At 71.2% G+C, this 17,531-nt stretch carries 12 protein-coding genes; 5 read left to right on the plus strand and 7 right to left on the minus strand.

Annotated elements, in window-relative coordinates; translation table 11 throughout:
- Nucleotides 1–152: 152 nt before the first annotated feature.
- Nucleotides 153–1,031, minus strand: coding sequence for a sigma-70 family RNA polymerase sigma factor (locus ACZ7OH_RS13480; protein ID WP_470281071.1), 879 nt, complete (start codon nucleotides 1,029–1,031; stop codon nucleotides 153–155).
- Between the two features lie 152 nt (nucleotides 1,032–1,183).
- Between ACZ7OH_RS13480 and ACZ7OH_RS13485 the strand changes: the two genes are divergently transcribed.
- Nucleotides 1,184–3,997, plus strand: a complete 2,814-nt coding sequence (locus ACZ7OH_RS13485) for a discoidin domain-containing protein (RefSeq protein WP_470281072.1) — start codon at nucleotides 1,184–1,186, stop codon at nucleotides 3,995–3,997.
- Here the strand turns inward: ACZ7OH_RS13485 and ACZ7OH_RS13490 are convergent.
- Complete coding sequence (locus ACZ7OH_RS13490; protein ID WP_470281073.1) at nucleotides 3,986–4,606, minus strand: hypothetical protein; 621 nt, start codon at nucleotides 4,604–4,606, stop codon at nucleotides 3,986–3,988. The genes ACZ7OH_RS13485 and ACZ7OH_RS13490 overlap by 12 nt on opposite strands.
- 77 nt (nucleotides 4,607–4,683) lie before the next feature.
- Here ACZ7OH_RS13490 and ACZ7OH_RS13495 point away from each other — a divergent pair, with 77 nt between their 5' ends.
- Nucleotides 4,684–5,823, plus strand: coding sequence for a DUF2716 domain-containing protein (locus ACZ7OH_RS13495; RefSeq protein WP_470281074.1), 1,140 nt, complete (start codon nucleotides 4,684–4,686; stop codon nucleotides 5,821–5,823).
- Here ACZ7OH_RS13495 and ACZ7OH_RS13500 read toward each other — a convergent pair.
- A complete protein-coding gene (locus ACZ7OH_RS13500) occupies nucleotides 5,812–7,044 on the minus strand; it encodes a S53 family peptidase (RefSeq protein WP_470281075.1) in 1,233 nt (410 codons plus the stop codon). The two genes, ACZ7OH_RS13495 and ACZ7OH_RS13500, sit on opposite strands and share 12 nt — an antisense overlap.
- Before the next feature lie 268 nt (nucleotides 7,045–7,312).
- Between ACZ7OH_RS13500 and ACZ7OH_RS13505 the strand changes: the two genes are divergently transcribed.
- Nucleotides 7,313–9,643: a chitobiase/beta-hexosaminidase C-terminal domain-containing protein gene (locus ACZ7OH_RS13505; RefSeq protein ID WP_470281076.1), complete on the plus strand. Its 2,331-nt coding sequence runs from the start codon at nucleotides 7,313–7,315 to the stop codon at nucleotides 9,641–9,643.
- Nucleotides 9,644–9,700: 57 nt separating this feature from the next.
- Here the strand turns inward: ACZ7OH_RS13505 and ACZ7OH_RS13510 are convergent, their stop codons facing one another.
- Nucleotides 9,701–10,669 carry an erythromycin esterase family protein gene (locus ACZ7OH_RS13510; protein ID WP_470281077.1) on the minus strand — a complete coding sequence of 323 codons (969 nt, stop codon included), beginning with the start codon at nucleotides 10,667–10,669 and terminating at the stop codon, nucleotides 9,701–9,703.
- Between the two features lie 17 nt (nucleotides 10,670–10,686).
- Here ACZ7OH_RS13510 and ACZ7OH_RS13515 point away from each other — a divergent pair, with 17 nt between their 5' ends.
- Nucleotides 10,687–11,388 carry a TioE family transcriptional regulator gene (locus ACZ7OH_RS13515; RefSeq protein ID WP_470281078.1) on the plus strand — a complete coding sequence of 234 codons (702 nt, stop codon included), beginning with the start codon at nucleotides 10,687–10,689 and terminating at the stop codon, nucleotides 11,386–11,388.
- Here ACZ7OH_RS13515 and ACZ7OH_RS13520 read toward each other — a convergent pair.
- From ACZ7OH_RS13520 to ACZ7OH_RS13530, 3 genes are all read right to left on the minus strand, one after another.
- Nucleotides 11,377–12,231 (minus strand): ion transporter, encoded by an 855-nt coding sequence (locus ACZ7OH_RS13520; RefSeq protein ID WP_470281079.1) that lies wholly within the window; start codon nucleotides 12,229–12,231, stop codon nucleotides 11,377–11,379. The two genes, ACZ7OH_RS13515 and ACZ7OH_RS13520, sit on opposite strands and share 12 nt — an antisense overlap.
- The gene (locus tag ACZ7OH_RS13525; protein WP_470281080.1) at nucleotides 12,206–13,591 is read right to left on the minus strand and encodes a toll/interleukin-1 receptor domain-containing protein; all 1,386 of its coding nucleotides are present in this window, start codon (nucleotides 13,589–13,591) and stop codon (nucleotides 12,206–12,208) included. The genes ACZ7OH_RS13520 and ACZ7OH_RS13525 overlap by 26 nt, the downstream gene beginning before the upstream one ends.
- Nucleotides 13,592–13,853: 262 nt before the next feature.
- Entirely contained in the window at nucleotides 13,854–14,834 is a 981-nt protein-coding gene (locus ACZ7OH_RS13530; RefSeq protein WP_470281081.1) for a hypothetical protein, read from the minus strand.
- 368 nt (nucleotides 14,835–15,202) lie between these two features.
- On the opposite strand from ACZ7OH_RS13530, the gene ACZ7OH_RS13535 reads away from it, so the two are divergent.
- The gene (locus tag ACZ7OH_RS13535; RefSeq protein WP_470281082.1) at nucleotides 15,203–17,395 is read left to right on the plus strand and encodes a tetratricopeptide repeat protein; all 2,193 of its coding nucleotides are present in this window, start codon (nucleotides 15,203–15,205) and stop codon (nucleotides 17,393–17,395) included.
- Nucleotides 17,396–17,531: the final 136 nt, after the last annotated feature.

The raw sequence follows: 17,531 nt of genomic DNA on the forward strand, positions 1-17,531 counted from the left end.
CGCTAGAGGGAACCCCCGGCGGCGCTTGCTCGTCGGCTCAAAAGGACGGCTCGGTGTCGTGGTCGCGGTACATGGCAGGACCTCCATCCGCTCGGACGTCGTGGACGCGACCACGCTAGCCACGGACCCGGTTTCCCTCCAGCGAATTCCGGTCAGTCCAGCACGGCCAGGTCGAGCCGCTCGAGGCGCGCCGGGTCGGCGAGGATGTCGATCTCCACGATCCGACCGCCGGCCACCGTGAAGCCCAGCACCGAGAACGGCCGCCCCTCCCGGATGCCGACCACGCCCGCCGCGCCGTTGACCAGCGCCCGGCGGACCGTGCCGCCGCCCGCGCCGAGGCGGGAGAACGTCAGCGCCTGGTTCGCCACCGCCGCCGGGCCGCGGACCTCCACCGAGTCGCCGGCGGCACCGCGGTCCGCGCGCAGCACGACCTCGGGGTCGAGGACCGACACCAGCGCGTCGAAGTCGCCGCCGCGGGCCGCCGCCAGGAAGGCGTCGACGACTTCGCGCTGCCGGCCGAGGTCCGGGTCGGGCGCGACGGGGGCGCCCTGGACGCGCCGCCGGGCGCGGCTCGCCAGCTGCCGGGTCGCCGCCTCGGACCGGCCGACGATCGGGGCGATCTCCTCGAACGGCATCGCGAACATGTCCCGCAGCACGAACGCCAACCGCTCGCCCGGGGTGAGCGTGTCCAGCACGACCAGCAGCGCGAGGCCGACCGAGTCCGCCATCAGCGCCTCGTGCTCCGGGCCGGCGTCCTCGCGGCTGATGATCGGGTCGGGCACCAGGACGTCCCACGGCTCCTCGCGCCGGGCCTTGCGCGAGCGCAGCATGTCGAGGCAGACCCGCCCGACGACCGTCGTCAGCCAGCCGCCGAGGTTCTCGACGGCGGCCGGGTCGCTCCGGCTCAGCCGCAGCCACGACTCCTGCACGGCGTCCTCGGCCTCGCTCAGCGAGCCCAGCATCCGGTAGGCGACCGAGCGCAGGTGGCTCCGGTGGGTCTCGAAGCTGCGGGCCAGGAGGTCATCGTTCACGGGTCGGTCCTTTCGCGGTCGTCCCCACCTTGACGTATCCCGCGCCACCGATGTGACAGGTCTGACGACTGTATCCCGCTCAGCGGCATCTTCCCTTGACGTACGATATATCACCGCACAATCATCGGACCTCTCCGACGAAGGAGCGGCCCATGAGAGTCCGAGCCTGCCTCGCCGCGGTCATCGTGCTGCTGGCGACCCTGGTCACCCCCGCGCACGCCGAGCTGTACAACCCGCGCCAGGACTGGCTGCGGGCGTCGACCGCCGGCCTGTTCCTGCACTGGGGCATGTTCACCGCGCCGCGGCACACCGACTGCGCCGCCTGGGAGCACGACGTCACCGCCGGCGGCTGGACGCCGGACTACTGGATCGACGAGGCGAAGAAGCTCGGCGCGTCCTACGTCGTCCTCACCACCTTCCACAGCCGCCTGGGGTACGCGCGGCCGTGGCCGTCGAAGATCCCCGGCAGCTGCTCGACGCAGCGCGACTTCCTCGGCGAGCTGATCGCCGCGGGCAAGGCCAAGGGCGTCCGCGTGATGCTCTACATGACCGACGATCCCCAGTGGCACAACGAAACCGGGCACGAATCGCTCGACTCGGCCGCCTACTCGGCGTACAAGGGCAAGCCGGTCGACCTGACCACCCGGCAGGGCTTCGGCGAGTTCAGCTACGACCTGTTCGACGAGGTCATGGACCGTGACCCGGACCTCGCCGGCTTCTGGATCGACAACGACAACGAGTACTGGCTTCAGCACGGACTCTACGAGCACATCCGCGAGAAGCGGCCGTCGATGCTGCTGAGCAACAACAACGAGGATACGCCGATCATGGACACGGTCAGCAACGAGCAGAAGACCGGCATGACGCCGTCCTACGACTACCCGCAGGCGGTCTGGACGCCGATGCCGCGGCTCACCGAGGCCGACTACAAGCTGCCGACCAACGGCGACTGGTGGTACAGCGGCGGCGACCAGGCCGTCGACGTCCGGCTCTCCACCGGCCGCTACATCACGAACGCGGGCTCGTCGATCAAGTCGCTGATGGCCGAAACCGCCATGCTGAACGGGAAGTTCCCGCCGCAGCAGGAGGCGTTCAACAACTTCATGGCGTCCTGGACCCAGCCGATCAAGAAGACGCTGGAGGGCACCGAAGGCGGCGGGTACATGTACGGCGGGATGCAGCCGGGCTTCTGGAACGACGGCGCGCACGGCGTCATCACCGTGAAGCCGGGTGAGAAGACGCAGTACGTGCACGTCGTCACGCGGCCGTCGACGAACCTGGTCCGCTTGCGCGACAACGGTTACCGCGTCACGCGAGTGTCCGATGTGCGCACCGGCAAGCCGATGCGGTTCGCCCAGTCCGGCGGCTATCTGTCCATTCTGGACATCACGGACTGGGACACCTACGACACCGTGTTCGAAGTGGACACCGCCGGGCAGCAGTACTTCTACGACAAGAGCACGATCAAGGCGACCGCGTCGGCGTCGGCACCCGGGCACCCCGCCTCGAACCTCACCGACGGCAGCTACCTGAACTACTGGGACGCCGGCGGCCAGCAGCCGGTATCGGTGACGCTGGACCTCGGCAAGAAGCGGTCCACGGCGTACCTCGCGGTGCACGAGCGCGAGTCGTCACCGACGGCCGCGCGCGAGTCCTTCGGCCGGGCCGAGGATTCCGCGCGGATCAAGGACTACCGCGTCTACGCCAGCGACGACGGGAAGAACTGGGGCACGCCGGTGCGCACCGGCGCCCTGCCGAGCACCCGCGGCGTCCAGTTCGTCGACGTCGGCGAGGTGCACGCGCGCTACCTCAAGCTCGAGGTGCTGAACACGTGGTCCGGCCCGCAGGCCAAGCCGTTCTTCCACCAGCTCGCGCTCGACGAGATCGACGTCGCCTACGGCTACCCCGATCCCCACGGCGAGCTGCCGCTGGAGGCTGAGTCGTGGCGCAACGGCTTCGAAGGCAAGGCATCGCCGGTGTGGTGCGAGGCGTGCTCGGGCACGGCCGCGGTCAGCGGCCTCGACCGCGGCGCCGTCGTCTTCCGGAACGTCCAGGCCACGGGTCCGTCCCGGCTGCAGCTGGACACGGCCGGACCCGGGACGCTGTCGGTGAGCGTGAACGGCGCCGCGCCGGTCACCGTCAACGCTCCCGGGGCGATCGCGGTGCCGTTCACCGCCGGGGCCAACACGGTCAAGGTGTCCGGCACGGCCGCGCTCGACCGGATCGCGGTGGCGCCGCTGCCACCCGAGTCCTACACCCCGAAGACGACGCTGACCGTCCAGCCCGCCGGCGTGCAATGGGTTTCGCCCGGACAGCAGTCCCTGAAGATCACCGCCTCCCTGCGCCTGGACGTCGACGACCCGATCGACCAGGTCTCGCTGGCCCCGGTCGTCCCGGCGGGCTGGACGCTCCAGGGCGCCCCGGTGACCGCGGCGAACCTGCGGCTCGGCCAGGTCCTCAGTGGGTCGTGGACGGTGACCGCCCCGGCCGCCCAGGACGTCACCATCCCGGTGACGGCGTCGTTCACGACGCTCGGGCGCGCGAAGTCGGTCAGCAAGCCGGTGCAGGTCAAGCAGCGTCCGGCGGACCGCGTGTTCATGCGCGAGGCGGAGGACTCGGCCAACGACATCGGCGACGCCGGCGTCACGAGCTGCTCGGCGTGCTCGGGCGGCCAGAAGGTGCGCAACATCGGCGGCAGCGCGGGCGCGGCCGTGACGTTCCCGGACGTCACGGTGCCCGCGGCCGGTCAGTACACGCTGTACCTCGACTTCACCGTCAACGGTGACCGGTCGTACTTCGTGTCGGTCGACGGCGGCGCGCCGGTGGAGGTCAAGGTCAGCGGCGCCGGCAACAGCACGCCGTACACCACTTCGGTCCCGGTGACGCTGACCGCGGGCGCCCACGCGATCCGGATCGGCAACGACGGGAGCGGGGCGCCGGATCTGGACCGGATTTCACTGGGTTAGCTCACGCAGCACCCGGGCCGGGTCGATGTCGATCGCCCGGCCCGGGTCGCCGTCCCCGGCGCTCCAGGCCACCGACACCCACAGCTCGGCGTAGTCCCCGCGCTCGACGCCGGGCAGCTGCCAGGTGAGCCGGGCGCCGTCGAGCTCGACGGCGTCGGCCAGCTGCTTCGCCCAGTACGCCGGCACGTGCTGGCCGGCGCGGGAACAGTGGCGCAGCTCTTCGACGCCGGGGCCGCCGACGGCCACCGCGGCTTCGGCGGTCTCGGCGGTGAAGGCGCTTTCCCCACCGCGGACGTCCCCGGGCGCGCCGGTCAGCTCGGCCTGGACGACGAACTCGCTGACGTCCTCCCGGGCCAGCACCCGGAAGATCGTGGTCTCGCGGGTCACCCCGGGCTCCCCCGAAGCGGTGGTCCCGGACAGGACGTCGAGCCGGACCGCCTGGTGCCGCCACCGGCACAGCCGTGCCCCGGCCCCGACGCCCCAGGTGAGCTCGGGTCTCGCGGGCACGTCCCAGCCGGCGACGCGGACGGCGAACCGCACGTCCCCGAGCGGGGTGACGACGTCGAGCGCCCGCGAAGGTGCCTGCGAGAGGACTTCGGTGTCGAGCATGCAGTCATCCTTACCCGGCCCCGCGACCCGCGAAAATGCGCTGCGCGAACGTCACCCGTCCGTGGAAGATCGGTCTCGTGAACAACGTCGTGAAGCTCCCGCCGGTGGGCGCGGTGGTCGAGCGGGACGGCCCGGTCGTCCGGACCCACTACGGCACGCACGGCGAGGTGAGCCACGGGCCGCTGCCCGAGGGCGACCTCGACGCGCTGGTCGCCCGCCAGGTCGGGGCCTTCGCGCGCCGGAACGAGCCGGTCGTCTGGCCGGTGTACGGCGACGCCCGCCTCGCCGAGGCCCTGCTCGCCGCCGGCTTCGACGCCGAGCCGGCTCGCGCGGTACTCGTCTGTCCGATCGGGACGGACACGACCCCGCTCCCCGGGATCGGGCACGACTGGGCCCCGCACCAGCGGGTCGCCGAGCTGGCCGCCGGGACCGGCCTGCACCGCCGGCCGTACGCCGAGTTCCTCGCCGACGCGGCCCACCTGGGCCCGTCGTCCGAGGTCTGCCTCGACGGCGACCGGGCCGCCTGGCTGGAGGAGATCGGCGACGCCATGGTCGTCGGCGGCGTGACCGACCCCGGCTTCGCCGCCGCGCTCGTCGACCACGACTGGGGCCGGCCCGAGGTGCGGTTCCTGCGCGCCGAGGCAGGTGGTCCCCTGCGTGAAGCGTTCGAAGCCGCCGGGATGCGCGAGGTCACCACGGTCACGAGGTACCACCTGCCGTCGCCCGGCGAGCCCGCGCCCAGCCGCCCGGTCCGCCGGCTGTTCGCCGAGCCGGAGCACGACGAGATCTGGGCGCGCTTCTACGAGGAGTTCGCCTTCCGGCCCGACATGCGGGAGTTCCCCGGCATCACCGAACCGGCGCACTCGGCGACCTGGCACGTCGGCGACCTCGGCGACGCGCGGCTCGACGCCCTCCCGGACATCGTCCACAGGGGACTCCGCGCGTCCGTTGTGGACGGCGAGGAGCTGTACTGGCTCGACTGGCACCACGCCGGCTACCGCTTCGACCCCGCCCGGGTCGACGGCGCCGGACCACGCTGGCCCGGCGCCGTCTTCCCGGACGGGGACTACCACATCTACCTGACGCGAGACCTCCGCCTGGGCACGTTCGGGCACCCGTGGGAGGAGACGATCTGCGTCTTCGGCGACCTGCTCACGCGGATCGACGCGGAGCTGACCGCCGCGCTCGGCGAACCGATCCGGCGCTCAGAACCCTGAGGTGCCGTTCGGCGTGCCCAGCCCGGTGGGCCCGTCGTACCCGGCGCCCGCCGTGCAGAGGTACGTCCCGCCGCAGCTGCCGTTCGAGCCGGACGTGACGTCGTACAGGCCGCTGGTGTGCGCGTACGGGTACGACCCGGACGTCACCGAGTTGCCCGCCAGCGCGTACACGCTCGCGATCACCGGCGACGACAGGCTCGTGCCGCCGACCTGCACCCAGCCGTCCGCGCCCTGCGCGAAGCCCAGCGACAGCAGCAGGTCGCACCACGACGAGCTGCCGCAGCTGTTGTACGTGTCGTAGACGCCGAGCCCGGTGGCCGGGTCCGCGACCGCCGAGACGTCCGCGACCGTCCGCTTGGCGCACCCGGTGTCGTGCTGCCACGACGGCTTCGCCTCCAGCGCGGAACACCCGGAGCCGCTGCCGCTCCACGCCGTCTCGGTCCAGCCGCGCGCGGTGCTCGCCGCCTTCTTGAGCGTCGTGCCGCCGACGGCCGTGACGTACGGCGAGGACGCCGGCCAGCTCACGCCGTAGCCCGAGTCGCCCGAGGACGCCGTCACGGCGATGCCCGGGTGGTTCAGGTGGGCGTCCGCGGCCAGGATCGTCGAATCCTCGGTGCCGCCGTAGCTGTTGGAGATGGCCACCACGCCCGGCGTCGCCGCGGCCGTGTCGACCGCCGTCATCAGCGGGTCGGTGTCCGGGGTGTTGGCTTCCACCAACAGGATCTTGCAGTCCGGGCAGGTCGCGGACACCGCGTCGAGGTCGAGGCTGATCTCCTCGGCCCAGCCGTAGTCCGGCGCGGGCAGCGGGCTCGCCGCGCCGTTCTGGTTGACCTTCTTGAAGCAGCCGTTGGCCGTGGTGCACGCCGAAAGTCCGCGCGCGGAACGGAACTTGGCCAGGTCGGCCTCCGCGGTCGGCGCGTCCTGAGCGTCCACAATGGCCACTGTGCGGCCGTTGGCGTGCAGCCCGCCGACGTTGTAGGCGGCCTGAATCTCGGCCGGGCCGTAGCCGACCGGGGTGGAGTTCAGCAGCGGACCGGAGCCCTTGGGCGAGCGGATCGCCTTGCCGAGACAGTGGAGCTTGCCGGAGTTGGCGCAGCCGAAGTTCACGACGCCGCCGCTCTTCAGCGGTGCGGCGTCGGCGGGTGCGGCGACGGCCACCGAAAGCGGGGCCGCCACGAGGGAGAGGACGATCAGGGATCGGAACAGCCGGGAACGCGCCATGCTACTCCTCGGTAGGGGACCGGGTGTGGCACGGGATCGTCGCATGTCACCCGTTCGAGGTCACCCGCTTGACGGGTGTTTCTCGGTTCAGTCATTCGCCCACCAGACGGTGAACCGGACGAACGGTCACGAACTTTCTCACCCGAGCGAGTTATTGGTCCAGACAAGTGTTACCAAAAAGTGACTGAAAGCCCGCTGAGCGGGAGCTACTTTGTTGTGACTCGCAACAAATAGCCTCGTGGATCCCCAACGGCGGAGGTGTCACGGCGTGAACCGGACCTTGGACAAGCTTCGACGGCGCCGGCGCGGCGCCGTCGCCCTCACCGCGGCGGCCCTGCTGCTCGGCGCCGGGCTGAGCGCCCCCGCCGCGCTCGCGGCCGACGACTACACCCAGAGCGTCAGCCAGCTGAGCTCGACGCAGGTGCAGATCAACTTCACCCCGACCACCCCCGCGCTGTACGTGGACGTCCACTACACCGGCGTCCCGGGTCTCGGCCAGCAGAACGTCCGGATGACCAACGGCTCCGGCACCTGGCAGACGACCGTCGGGGGCCTGAGCAGCGGCAACGTCCTCGACTACTGGTTCACCTACGAGAAGAGCGGCCCGCAGTACGACACCCCGCACTTCAGCTACACCGTCGGCGGTGGCGGCACGACGACGGTCGCGGCGCCGACGTTCAGCCCGCCCGGTGGCACGTACTCGTCCGCCCAGACGGTGACGATCAGCAGCGCCACCTCCGGCGCGACCATCCGGTACACAGTGGACGGCTCGACGCCCACCGCGTCCTCGACGCTCTACAGTGGACCGATCAGCGTCCCGAACTCCCGCACGGTCAACGCGATCGCGCTCAAGTCCGGTTCGACGGACTCCGCGGTGTCGAGCGCGACCTACACGATCGGCACCCAGGCCGGCTGCCCGACGCAGTCCGACACCCCGAACTTCGGCTCGAACGTGCGGATCTTCGACCCGAGCATGTCGGCGGCGACGATCCAGGCGCAGCTCGACACCGACTTCAACAACCAGAAGGACACGCTCACCGCGCAGTTCGCGGACCGGCGCGTTGCCCACCTGTTCAAGCCGGGCACGTACAACAACGTGCACGACAACGTCGGCTTCTACACGTCGGTCGCCGGCCTCGGGCAGAACCCCGGCGACGTCCTGATCAACGGCGACGTCACCGTCGACGCCTTCAACGCCTCCGACAACGGCGTCGCGCTGCAGAACTTCTGGCGCTCGGCGGAGAACATGGCGGTCAACCCCTCCGGTGGCAACGAGCGCTGGGCGGTCGCGCAGGCCGCGCCGTTCCGCCGGATGGACGTCCGCGGCGGGCTGCAGCTCTACCCGGCGAGCTACGGCTACGCCAGCGGCGGCTACATCGCCGACACGAAGGTGGCCGGCCAGGCCGCGTCGGTGTCGCAGCAGCAGTGGTACACCCGCGACTCGCAGCTCGGCAGCTGGAACGGCGGCGTCTGGAACATGGTCTTCTCCGGCACCAGCGGCGCGCCGGCGAACACGTTCCCGAACCCGCCCGAGACGACGCTCGCGACGACCCCGGTCTCCCGCGACGTGCCTTACCTCTACGTCGACGGCTCGGGCAAGTACCGCGTGTTCCTGCCTTCGCTGCGCACCAACGCGTCCGGCCCGAGCTGGGCGAACGGCAGCACCCCGGGCACGTCGGCGCCGATGAGCCAGTTCTACGTCGTGAAGTCCGGTGACACGGCCGCGTCGATCAACAACGCGCTCGCCGCCGGCTGCAACCTGTTCTTCACGCCGGGCATCTACCACCTCAACCAGACGCTCAACGTGACCCGCGCGAACACGACGATCCTCGGCATCGGCTACCCGACGCTGGTGCCCGACAACGGCGTCAACGCGATGCAGGTGTCCGATGTGGACGGTGTGCGGCTCAAGGGCCTGCTCTTCGACGCCGGCACGACGAACTCGCAGGCGCTGCTCACGGTCGGGCAGTCCGGCTCGTCGGCGTCGCACGCGGCGAACCCGGCGACGGTCCAGGACGTCTTCTTCCGGATCGGCGGCGAGCTCGCCGGCAAGGCGACGAACAGCCTGATCGTCAACAGCTCCGACACGATCATCGACCACATCTGGGCGTGGCGGGCCGACCACGGCAACAGCGGCACCGTCGGCTGGACCACGAACACGGCCGACACCGGGCTCGTGGTGAACGGCGCGAACGTGCTGGCGACCGGCCTGTTCGTCGAGCACTACCAGAAGTACCAGGTGATCTGGAACGGCCAGGGCGGGAAGACGATCTTCTTCCAGAACGAGATGCCCTACGACGTGCCGAACCAGGCGTCGTGGAACGCGCCCTCCGGGGTCGCGGGGTACGCCGCCTACAAGGTCGGCGCCAATGTGACCTCGCATGAGGCGTGGGGTCTCGGGAGCTACTGCTTCTTCGACACGAACCCGGCGGTGTCCAGCTACCACGCGTTCGAGGTGCCGAACAACAGCGGCGTCCGGTTCCACAGCCTGCTGACGGTGTCGCTCAACTACCGCGGCACGATCACCCACGTCATCAACGACACGGGCGGTGTCACGCCTTCGGGCACGGTGCCGGTCAACGTGGTGAACTACCCGTAACCCGGGTGAACGGCGAGCCCCGCACCGGACCCGACCCGGTGCGGGGCCTCGCTGTTTTCAGGCGACGTGCAGGATCGCGTCGGCGTTCTCGAGCAGCTCCCGGGTGAGCGGTGCGTACCGGTGGTCGGCGTCTTCCCGGGTGCGACCGGCCGGGATTTCCGTGGTCAGCCGCCAGGTCTTCGTTTCGCGTTGCAGCAAGCCTTCGTAGGTGTCCGCGGCCGGCTCGCCGAGGCCGAGGGCTTCGCTGTGGCCGAGGCTGCCGGCGATGAAGGCGTACCGGTCGCCGAGCCGCGCCGCGACGATCGCCCCGGCGCCGGACCCGAGGTGGGCGTTGTGCGCGAACACCAGGGTCCGGCCGGGCTGCGAACCGTGGATGTCCAGGAGGTTCCGGGCCATGATGACCGCGCGGGCGCCCGCGAGCCGCGCGATCCTCGTGTCCCGATCGCCGGGTTGCGCGGAAGCCGCGTGGTAGCGCAGCAGATCGAGCCCGGCCATCGCGTTGATCCGCGCGCGGTTCGACTCCGCGGTCTCGACGCGCGCGTCGAGGGCCATGAGCAGGTCGTCCGCGATGACGCGCAGCTCGCGGGCCTCGGGTGACGCGCCGGGCGACGCGTCCGGGTCGAGGATCGCTTCGGAGCGGCTCCACTGTTCGTCGTCGCCGGTCAGGGCCGCGATGTCGACGTCGAGGCCCAGGTGGTCGCGGGCGTGTTCGAGGTAGGTACGCGGGCTGGGCGCGCTGAACATCTCCGTCGGGGCGTCGAAGCCGTGGAAGGTCAGCGGTTCGCCGGCGGTCTCGTTGTACTCGCGCAGCCAGTCGAGCAGCTGCCGGTTGGCGTCCAGTTCGCCGAAACCGTGCGAGAACCCGCCGTCGAGCGCGGCGACGCGGTCGGTCTCCAGCGCGATCGCCCGGAAGCCGTGCTCGGCGAGCCGGGCGAACAGCTCGTTGCGGATCCGCGCGAAGGCCGGTTCGAAGTGCGTCGGCTCCCCGAACGCGAGCAGCTCGGCGGAGAAGTCCGTGAGGTCCATGTGGTTGAATCATATCCTTGAACACTCTGTTGAGACCCGCTGACCTCGCCCGCGAGCACCGCATCTCCACGCAGGCGGTCCGCAACTACGAGCGGGACGGCTTCCTCCCGCCGGCGTCCCGCACGGCCAGCGGGTACCGGGTCTACACGCAGGTCCACGCGTCCGCCCTGCGTGCGTTCCTGGCGCTCGTCCCGGCCTACGGCCACGCGACCGCCGGCGGGATCATGAACGCGGTCCACGACGACGACCTCGGTCGCGCGCTGACGCTCGTCGACCGCGGGCACGAGCAGCTGCTCCGCGACCGCGAAACCCTCAACACGGTCCGGAAGGCCATCGGCCACCTGACCACCGGGACGGCCCCCGAGCCGGCCGCGGTCGACTGGTCGATCGGCGAGCTGGCCCACCGCCTCGACGTCACGGCGGCGACGATCCGGGCGTGGGAGCGCGCCGGCATCCTGGTGCCGCGCCGCAACCCCGCCACCGGCTACCGCGTCTTCACCGCCGCCGACGTCCGGGACGCGGAACTGACCCACCTGCTCCGCCGCGGCGGCTACCCGCTGGAGCACATCGCCACGGTGGTCGACCAGGTCCGCACCGCCGGCGGCACGGAGTCCCTGGTGGACGCCCTGGAAACGTGGCAGGAAAAGCTCACCGCGCGGGGCGTGGCCATGCTCGACGCGGCAGGCTTGCTCGGCGCGTACCTGCGGTCACGGCCGTGACTTCGGGTGCAGCCGGTCGTACTCGAGGGCGGCCGAGTGCTGGGTCCGCACGCGCAGGGACTTCTCCTTGTCGTCGTCGTCGACCTCGTTGAGCCCGAGCTGGACGGCCTGCCGGATCTGCTCCCGGTTGTCGCGCACGACGGCGGAGAAGAAGTCGTCGATCCGCGGGTCGACGAGGACTTCGAGCAGCACGCGGAACGACGTGTCGACGACGGTCCGCACGATTTCGTCGTGGAAGGGCAGCCGCTTGAGCTTCCCGAGCTGCGGGTCCTCGGCGATCTTCTCGGCGATGATCGTGCGCAGCTCGTCCTTGTTGCCGTTGAGGGACTTGGCGAGGTTTTCCGGGTAGTTCCCGGTTTCCAGCACCTTGACGACCTCGTCGAGCACGGCGATGGTCACCGGCTTCTTGATCGCCTTCACGATCGGCTCGGACAGCTTGTCGACGAGCCGGTAGGTGAACTGCTCGCCGACGGCCCGGTCCGCGGCCCGCCCGATCCGGATCAGCAGCAGCACGACCCCGACGAACTTGTGCGCGGCCGCCACAGGGTGCGCGAACGGGATCATGGCGAACAGCTCGTACCAGTTGCGCACCAGGAACTTCCTGGCCCACCGCCGTTTCCGCCACCGCCAGAGGAACTCGAGGAAGAAAACGCCGCAGATCCCGCAGTCGACGTAGAAGATCACCAGGCCGACGTCCCGAGCGGGCGGGCTCAGCAGCATGAACCCGAGCAACCCGACCGAACCGGCGGCGAGGACGAGCATGATCCAGTCGTCGGCCCGCACGTTCCCGGGCAGAACCCCGCTGTTGAGCTCCGGCTCACGGGTGTCGCGAAGGGTGGCCATGCCCGATGATGGCACGCACCGCCTTGATCAGCCGGATCGCGGCCGTGTCGCGGACCAGGAGCTGCCCGTCCACGCCGAAGTGGCTCAGCAGAGCGTGCCGGACGAGCTCGCCCACCGGCTCCGCGGGCCGGCCCCGGCGCGGCACGCGTGCCCGGGCGGTCGCCGCCTCCCGCAGGACGTCGGCGGCGGTGCCCGTCACGGCGTCGAGCGCGCCGGCGATCCCGGTGGCGCTGCGGCGGTCGCGCAACGCCGTGCTGACGCTGGTCAGCACGATCGGGTGCCCGCCGCACCGCCCGACGAGCCGGCGCACGGCCGCGAGCTCGACGGGGTCCGCCGACCCGGCGATCTCCGTGTACAGCTCGGTTCCTTCGTCCTCGGTCAAGCCGCCGAGGTCGACGACCGGCGCCGGCCACCCGGGGTGCCCGGACCTGGTGGTGAGCACCGTCCGGACGTACGACGTCGGCATCACCAGCTCGTCGAGCACCGCGGCCGGCAGGTCCGGCGGGACGTCATCGATGATCCACAGTTGCGGCTTCCGGGCGGCTTCGATGCGCGAGGCGACCAGGTCGCGGACCTCCTCCGGCGACCGGTCGCCGACGTCGGCGCCGAGGTCCGCCGCGATCGTGCGGACGTGCGCGTGGAACCGCGGGAGCGCGCCGGCGGGGTCGTCCTTCCCGAGCAGGTCGAGCCACCGCACGCCGCCGGGGAAGGCGTCCCGGAAGAGGAACGCGTACTGCTCGGCCAGGCTGGTCTTCCCGAGGCCGGCGGCCCCGCGCACGACGGCGAGCGCGGCCGACGTCCGCGGCGTGGTGGCCGGCAGGTCGCGGGCGTGCAGGGCGCTGTGCACCGCCCAGAGCTGCCGGTACCGGCCCACGAACCGCCGTGGCCGCAGCAACCGGGGCAGCAGCGGCGCCGTGCTGCGCACCGCGCCCAGCGGGGTGGCCGCCGCCCGAACCATCTCGGCGACCCGTTCGGCGATGCGGGCCAGGTCCTGTTCGGTGTGCGGCCGGCCGAAGTACGCGGCGTCCGCCAGTTCGACCGGCGCGATGTGGTTCCCGTCGGGCTCGGGGTTCACGACGAGGACCCGCCGCCGGGGATCGCCGAAGCGCTGCGCCGCGAGAAAAGCGGACGTCAGTTCCCATTGGCACGCGTACCGGCTCGGGAACCGGCGTGAATAGTAGGCGAGAAGCACCTTCGACTCGGCGAGAGCGGACACGAGCTTCTCGGTGACGCCGTCGAACCTGTCGATTCCCCGATCGCGGAAAACCCGCAACCCGGCGGCGCGCAGAGCGCTCTCGAGCGCGTTCACCTCGGCGGTGTCCGACCAGGTGAAGCTGAGGAAGACGTCATGGGAGCGCATCGAACCTCCTCGCGGTTTACGGCGCCTCGCCGAATTATTCTTTCCGCGGACGTCGCCGCATTCGCGCGACACGTTACCGACGCCACGCCTCTTGACCGGATTGTCACCGGGTCAAAAGCCATCGGTGAAATCCGGGGAAAAAAGCGTCAGCGGGCCGGTGCGGGAAGTGTCGTGGTTTTGTCGCGTGTCCGGTGCGGCTTTTCCCCGCCGGATGCGGCATCGTGGACAGAGGCGCTCACGGCGAGGAGGAGCATTGACGCGGTCAGCCGGCCGGCTGCCAGCCCACCCCGTAGGACCGCGCGGGCTGGAGGCCGTGGAACTCGGTGCGCACTTCGCCCGCGCTGTCGAGGAACAGGGGTTTGCGCGCCGGCACGGGGTCGGCCGCGTCCTTGGAGAGGTCGCCGTCGATGCGCCAGATCCGCTGCGGCGGCTCGTTCCGGTCGAACCGGACGTTGAGGTCGAAACTGTCGCACGGGAACTCCGGCGTGCAGCAGTAGAACGGCACCGGCAGCTCGTCCAGCCGGATGCGGAAGAAGAATTCGTGCTGGTCGCCCGCGTCCAGCGGCCGCGGCGGCCGCAGGCGGAACGCCACCCGGGTCGAGGACACCAGCCGCACGGAATGCACTTCGCCGCCCGCGACGACGTCGATGCCGAGCCCCGAGAGGTCCGGCGGGGCGGTCGTGCTGGCGGGCCGCGCGAGCGAGATGCCGTGCTCGATCTCCTCGAGCCCGGCGACGTGGCTGACGATGCGCCGCGTCTCGAAGACCTCGGCCGCGGCACCGGTGAGGGTCAGCCGGACCGCCAGCGCCGAGGTGTGCCACGGGTCCTGGCTGTTCGACGGCACACCGCCGAACGCCGCCGGCGACTCGTACGCGGCCTCGGCGATCAGATAGAGGACGTCGTCGGCCCGGCGTTGCATCGTGCGGACGTTGCGGTCGGCCCCGCTGCCCAGCAGCTCGAGACGCGCGGTGTAGCGCTCGTTCGCGCCGGTGCCGAAGCCGAGCACGATCCGCGCCGTTTCCCGCTGCGCCGCGGGCAGCTTCTCGATCAAGGACAGAAGCGTGGCGACGACCTTCGCGCGGACCGTTCCCGGCGCGTCGTCCTCGCCGACACCGCACACCTCTCGCAGCGCTTCGCCGACGTCCGCCGGCAGGTTCTTCGCTTGGACGCCCAGGCCTTTGCGAAGCAGTTTCAGCTCCGTTGAGAGAGTGTTGATCTTCGCTTCGGCCGCCTCCTGAGCCAAGCCGCACCTCCGTCTTGGTCGCTGCGGGGAAGTGTACTCATGGTGCGCCGCCGCGGCCGCGCCGTCACCCGTTTCCGGCCCGTTTCCGGAACCGGGAAACAGCGCAGGCCGATCCGGTCAACGCCGTTTCCTCTTTACTGGCAACGGGAAACTCCTGTCCGCGCCGGATTCACCGGGCGATGCTTGTTCTGCCGAGCCCATTCGGCGAAACAAGGAATCCGCTGCGGAAAGGGGAAAGCGATGCACACGCACATCGTCATCGTGCTGGGCCAGCTGGTCTCGCTGCTCGGCTGACCAGGAACCGGCCGGCGGGCCCGGGCCGCCGGTCACACCTTCCCCCCGTTCGCCGATTACAGGATGATTGACCGATGCCGGACTTTGGAGCGGAATTGAAACGTCGACGGGCGTCTGTCGGCATGTCCCTGACCGGACTCGCGGCGGCCGTGCATTTCACCAAGGGCTACCTGAGCAAGGTGGAGAACGGCAAGGCCCGGGTGAACCGGGAGCTGGCCAAGGCCTGCGACCAAGCGCTCGGCGCCGGCGGAGAACTGCTCGCCCTCGTCACGGAACCGGGAGCGCCCGCTCGGCGCAGCGCCGGCGGCATCGCCGGGCTGCCGGACGCCGGCCGCTGGTTCGTCGGCCGGGAAACCGAACTCGACGCGCTGTCGGCGCTGCTGCTGGACCCGGACGACGCCCGGGTCGGCGTGGTGCACGGGATGGCGGGCGCGGGGAAGACGGCGCTGGCCGTCGCCGCGGCCCGGCGGGTCGAACGGTCCTTCCCGGACGGCTGCTTGTTCTTCGACCTCCGGGGCCACACGCCCGGCGCGGCCGAGCTGTCCGCCGGCGAGGCGCTCGGCCGGCTGCTGCGGCTGCTGGACGTCTCGGCCGACCAGCTGCCCGCCGACGAGGACGGCCTGGCCAACCTGGTCCGCGACCAGCTGCGCGGCCGCCGGATGATCCTCGTGCTCGACAACGTGCGCTCCGCCGAGCAGATCCGCGCGATCGTCCCGGGTGAGACGGCGTCCCGGATCCTGGTGACCAGCCGCGGCCGGCTCCCCGCGCTTGACGACGCCTGGCACTTCCCGGTCGACGTGCTGCCGCTCGCCGACGCCGTGCGGCTCCTGCGCTCGGTCGCGGGCGAGCACGCACCGGGCGACGAAGGCGTCGCGACCGAGATCGTCCGGTACTGCGGGCAGCTCCCGCTCGCCGTGCGCATCGTCGCCGCCCGGTTCGTCGCGGGCGGCTGGACGGCGGCGCGGCTGCGCGACCGCCTCGCCGACGAAACGACCCGCCTCGGCACGCTGGACGACGGCGAGCGCAGCGTCGCGACGGCGTTCGCGGTCTCGTACGAGTCCCTGCCCGGCGACCAGCGGCGGCTGCTGGGCCTGCTCGCCCTGCACCCGGCGACCGCGGCGGAGGTCGCGGCGGTCGAAGCGCTGGCGGGCCTCGGCCCCGGCGAAGCGGACCGTCTGGTCGACCGGCTGCACGACGCCCACCTGGTCGTCCGCGACGAGCGCGGCTATGTCGAGCTCCACGACTTGATGCGGATGTTCGCGTCGACGCACGCGCTGCCGGGCGTCGAGCCGGAAGATCGTTCGACGGCCCTGGGCCGCCTCGTCGACCACGCACTCGCGACAACACTGGCGGCCGACGAGCTGGCGGAGCCGTACCGCTTCCGCCCGGCCACCGGACTCCCCTCGGCCGCTGCCCCATTCACCGACGCGGCCGGCGCGCTCGCCTGGCTGGCGGCGCAGTGGCCGACGCTGGCGGAGATCGTCGATTCCGCGTTCCGGCACGGATTTCACGACCGGTGCTGGCAGCTGGCGTTCGTCCTCCGCGCGTACTTCTTCCGCGAGAAGCTGTTCGAGCCGTGGATCCGCACACACGAACGCGCCCTCGAGGCAGCCCAGGCGATCGGCGACGCGAGCGCGACCGGCATGATCCTCAACAACTTGGGCATGGCGCACATCGAGTCGGGCCGCGTCGACGAGGCGATCCGCTTCCACGAGCAGGCGCAGGAGTGCTTCGCGGAGGCACTTGACGACCGCGGCGCGATCGACGCGCTGTCGAGCCTGGCGTGGGCGCGCTTGTATCGCGGTGAGGCGGAAGCGACGTTGACGGATTTGACAACGGTGCTGGCGGTTTACCGCCGGACTGGGCGAACGCGCAACGTCGTCATCGCGCTACGCGGACTCGCGCTGGCTTCGACGGCGTTGGAGCGGTTCGATTCGGCGCTGTCGAGTGCGCAGGAGGCGGTTCAGCTCGCGCAATTGCCGATGGATCGCGTGATGTCGGTCAATTGCGAGGCATGGGTGCGGTTCCGCGCGGGTCAGTGGGCGGAGGCGGAGAGTTGTTACCGCCGCGCGGCCGAGTTGGCGGATGACGCGGGGAGCGAGCACGAGAAAGCCCGGGCATTGACGGGCTTGGGCAACACAGCAGCCGGCCGAGGCGACCGCGAGGCGGCGAATGGCTGGTGGACGGAGGCGGCGGCCTACCGGGTGACGCTGGATTCGAGAGTGCTGGGCGAGGCCGAGTACCGGGATCGAGCAACGGTCGGCTGAGGTTGCGGTGGGCACGGGCTGGCGGGCTGGTCGGCGACTTCGCCAGCCCGCCAGCCCGCCAGCCCGCCAGCCCGCCAGCCCGCCAGCCCGCCAGCCCGCCAGCCCGCCAGCCCGCCAGCCCGCCAGCCCGCCAGCC

It is taken from the genome of Amycolatopsis sp. NPDC114478 (genome assembly GCF_055633805.1).

Coding starts and splice junctions, on each gene's coding strand:
- ACZ7OH_RS13485 (WP_470281072.1), top strand. CDS start 1,184: ATGAGAGTCCGAGCCTGCCTCGCCGCGGTCATCGTGCTGCTGGCGACC.
- ACZ7OH_RS13490 (WP_470281073.1), bottom strand. CDS start 4,606: ATGCTCGACACCGAAGTCCTCTCGCAGGCACCTTCGCGGGCGCTCGAC.
- ACZ7OH_RS13500 (WP_470281075.1), bottom strand. CDS start 7,044: ATGGCGCGTTCCCGGCTGTTCCGATCCCTGATCGTCCTCTCCCTCGTG.
- ACZ7OH_RS13510 (WP_470281077.1), bottom strand. CDS start 10,669: ATGGACCTCACGGACTTCTCCGCCGAGCTGCTCGCGTTCGGGGAGCCG.
- ACZ7OH_RS13520 (WP_470281079.1), bottom strand. CDS start 12,231: ATGGCCACCCTTCGCGACACCCGTGAGCCGGAGCTCAACAGCGGGGTT.
- ACZ7OH_RS13525 (WP_470281080.1), bottom strand. CDS start 13,591: ATGCGCTCCCATGACGTCTTCCTCAGCTTCACCTGGTCGGACACCGCC.
- ACZ7OH_RS13535 (WP_470281082.1), top strand. CDS start 15,203: ATGCCGGACTTTGGAGCGGAATTGAAACGTCGACGGGCGTCTGTCGGC.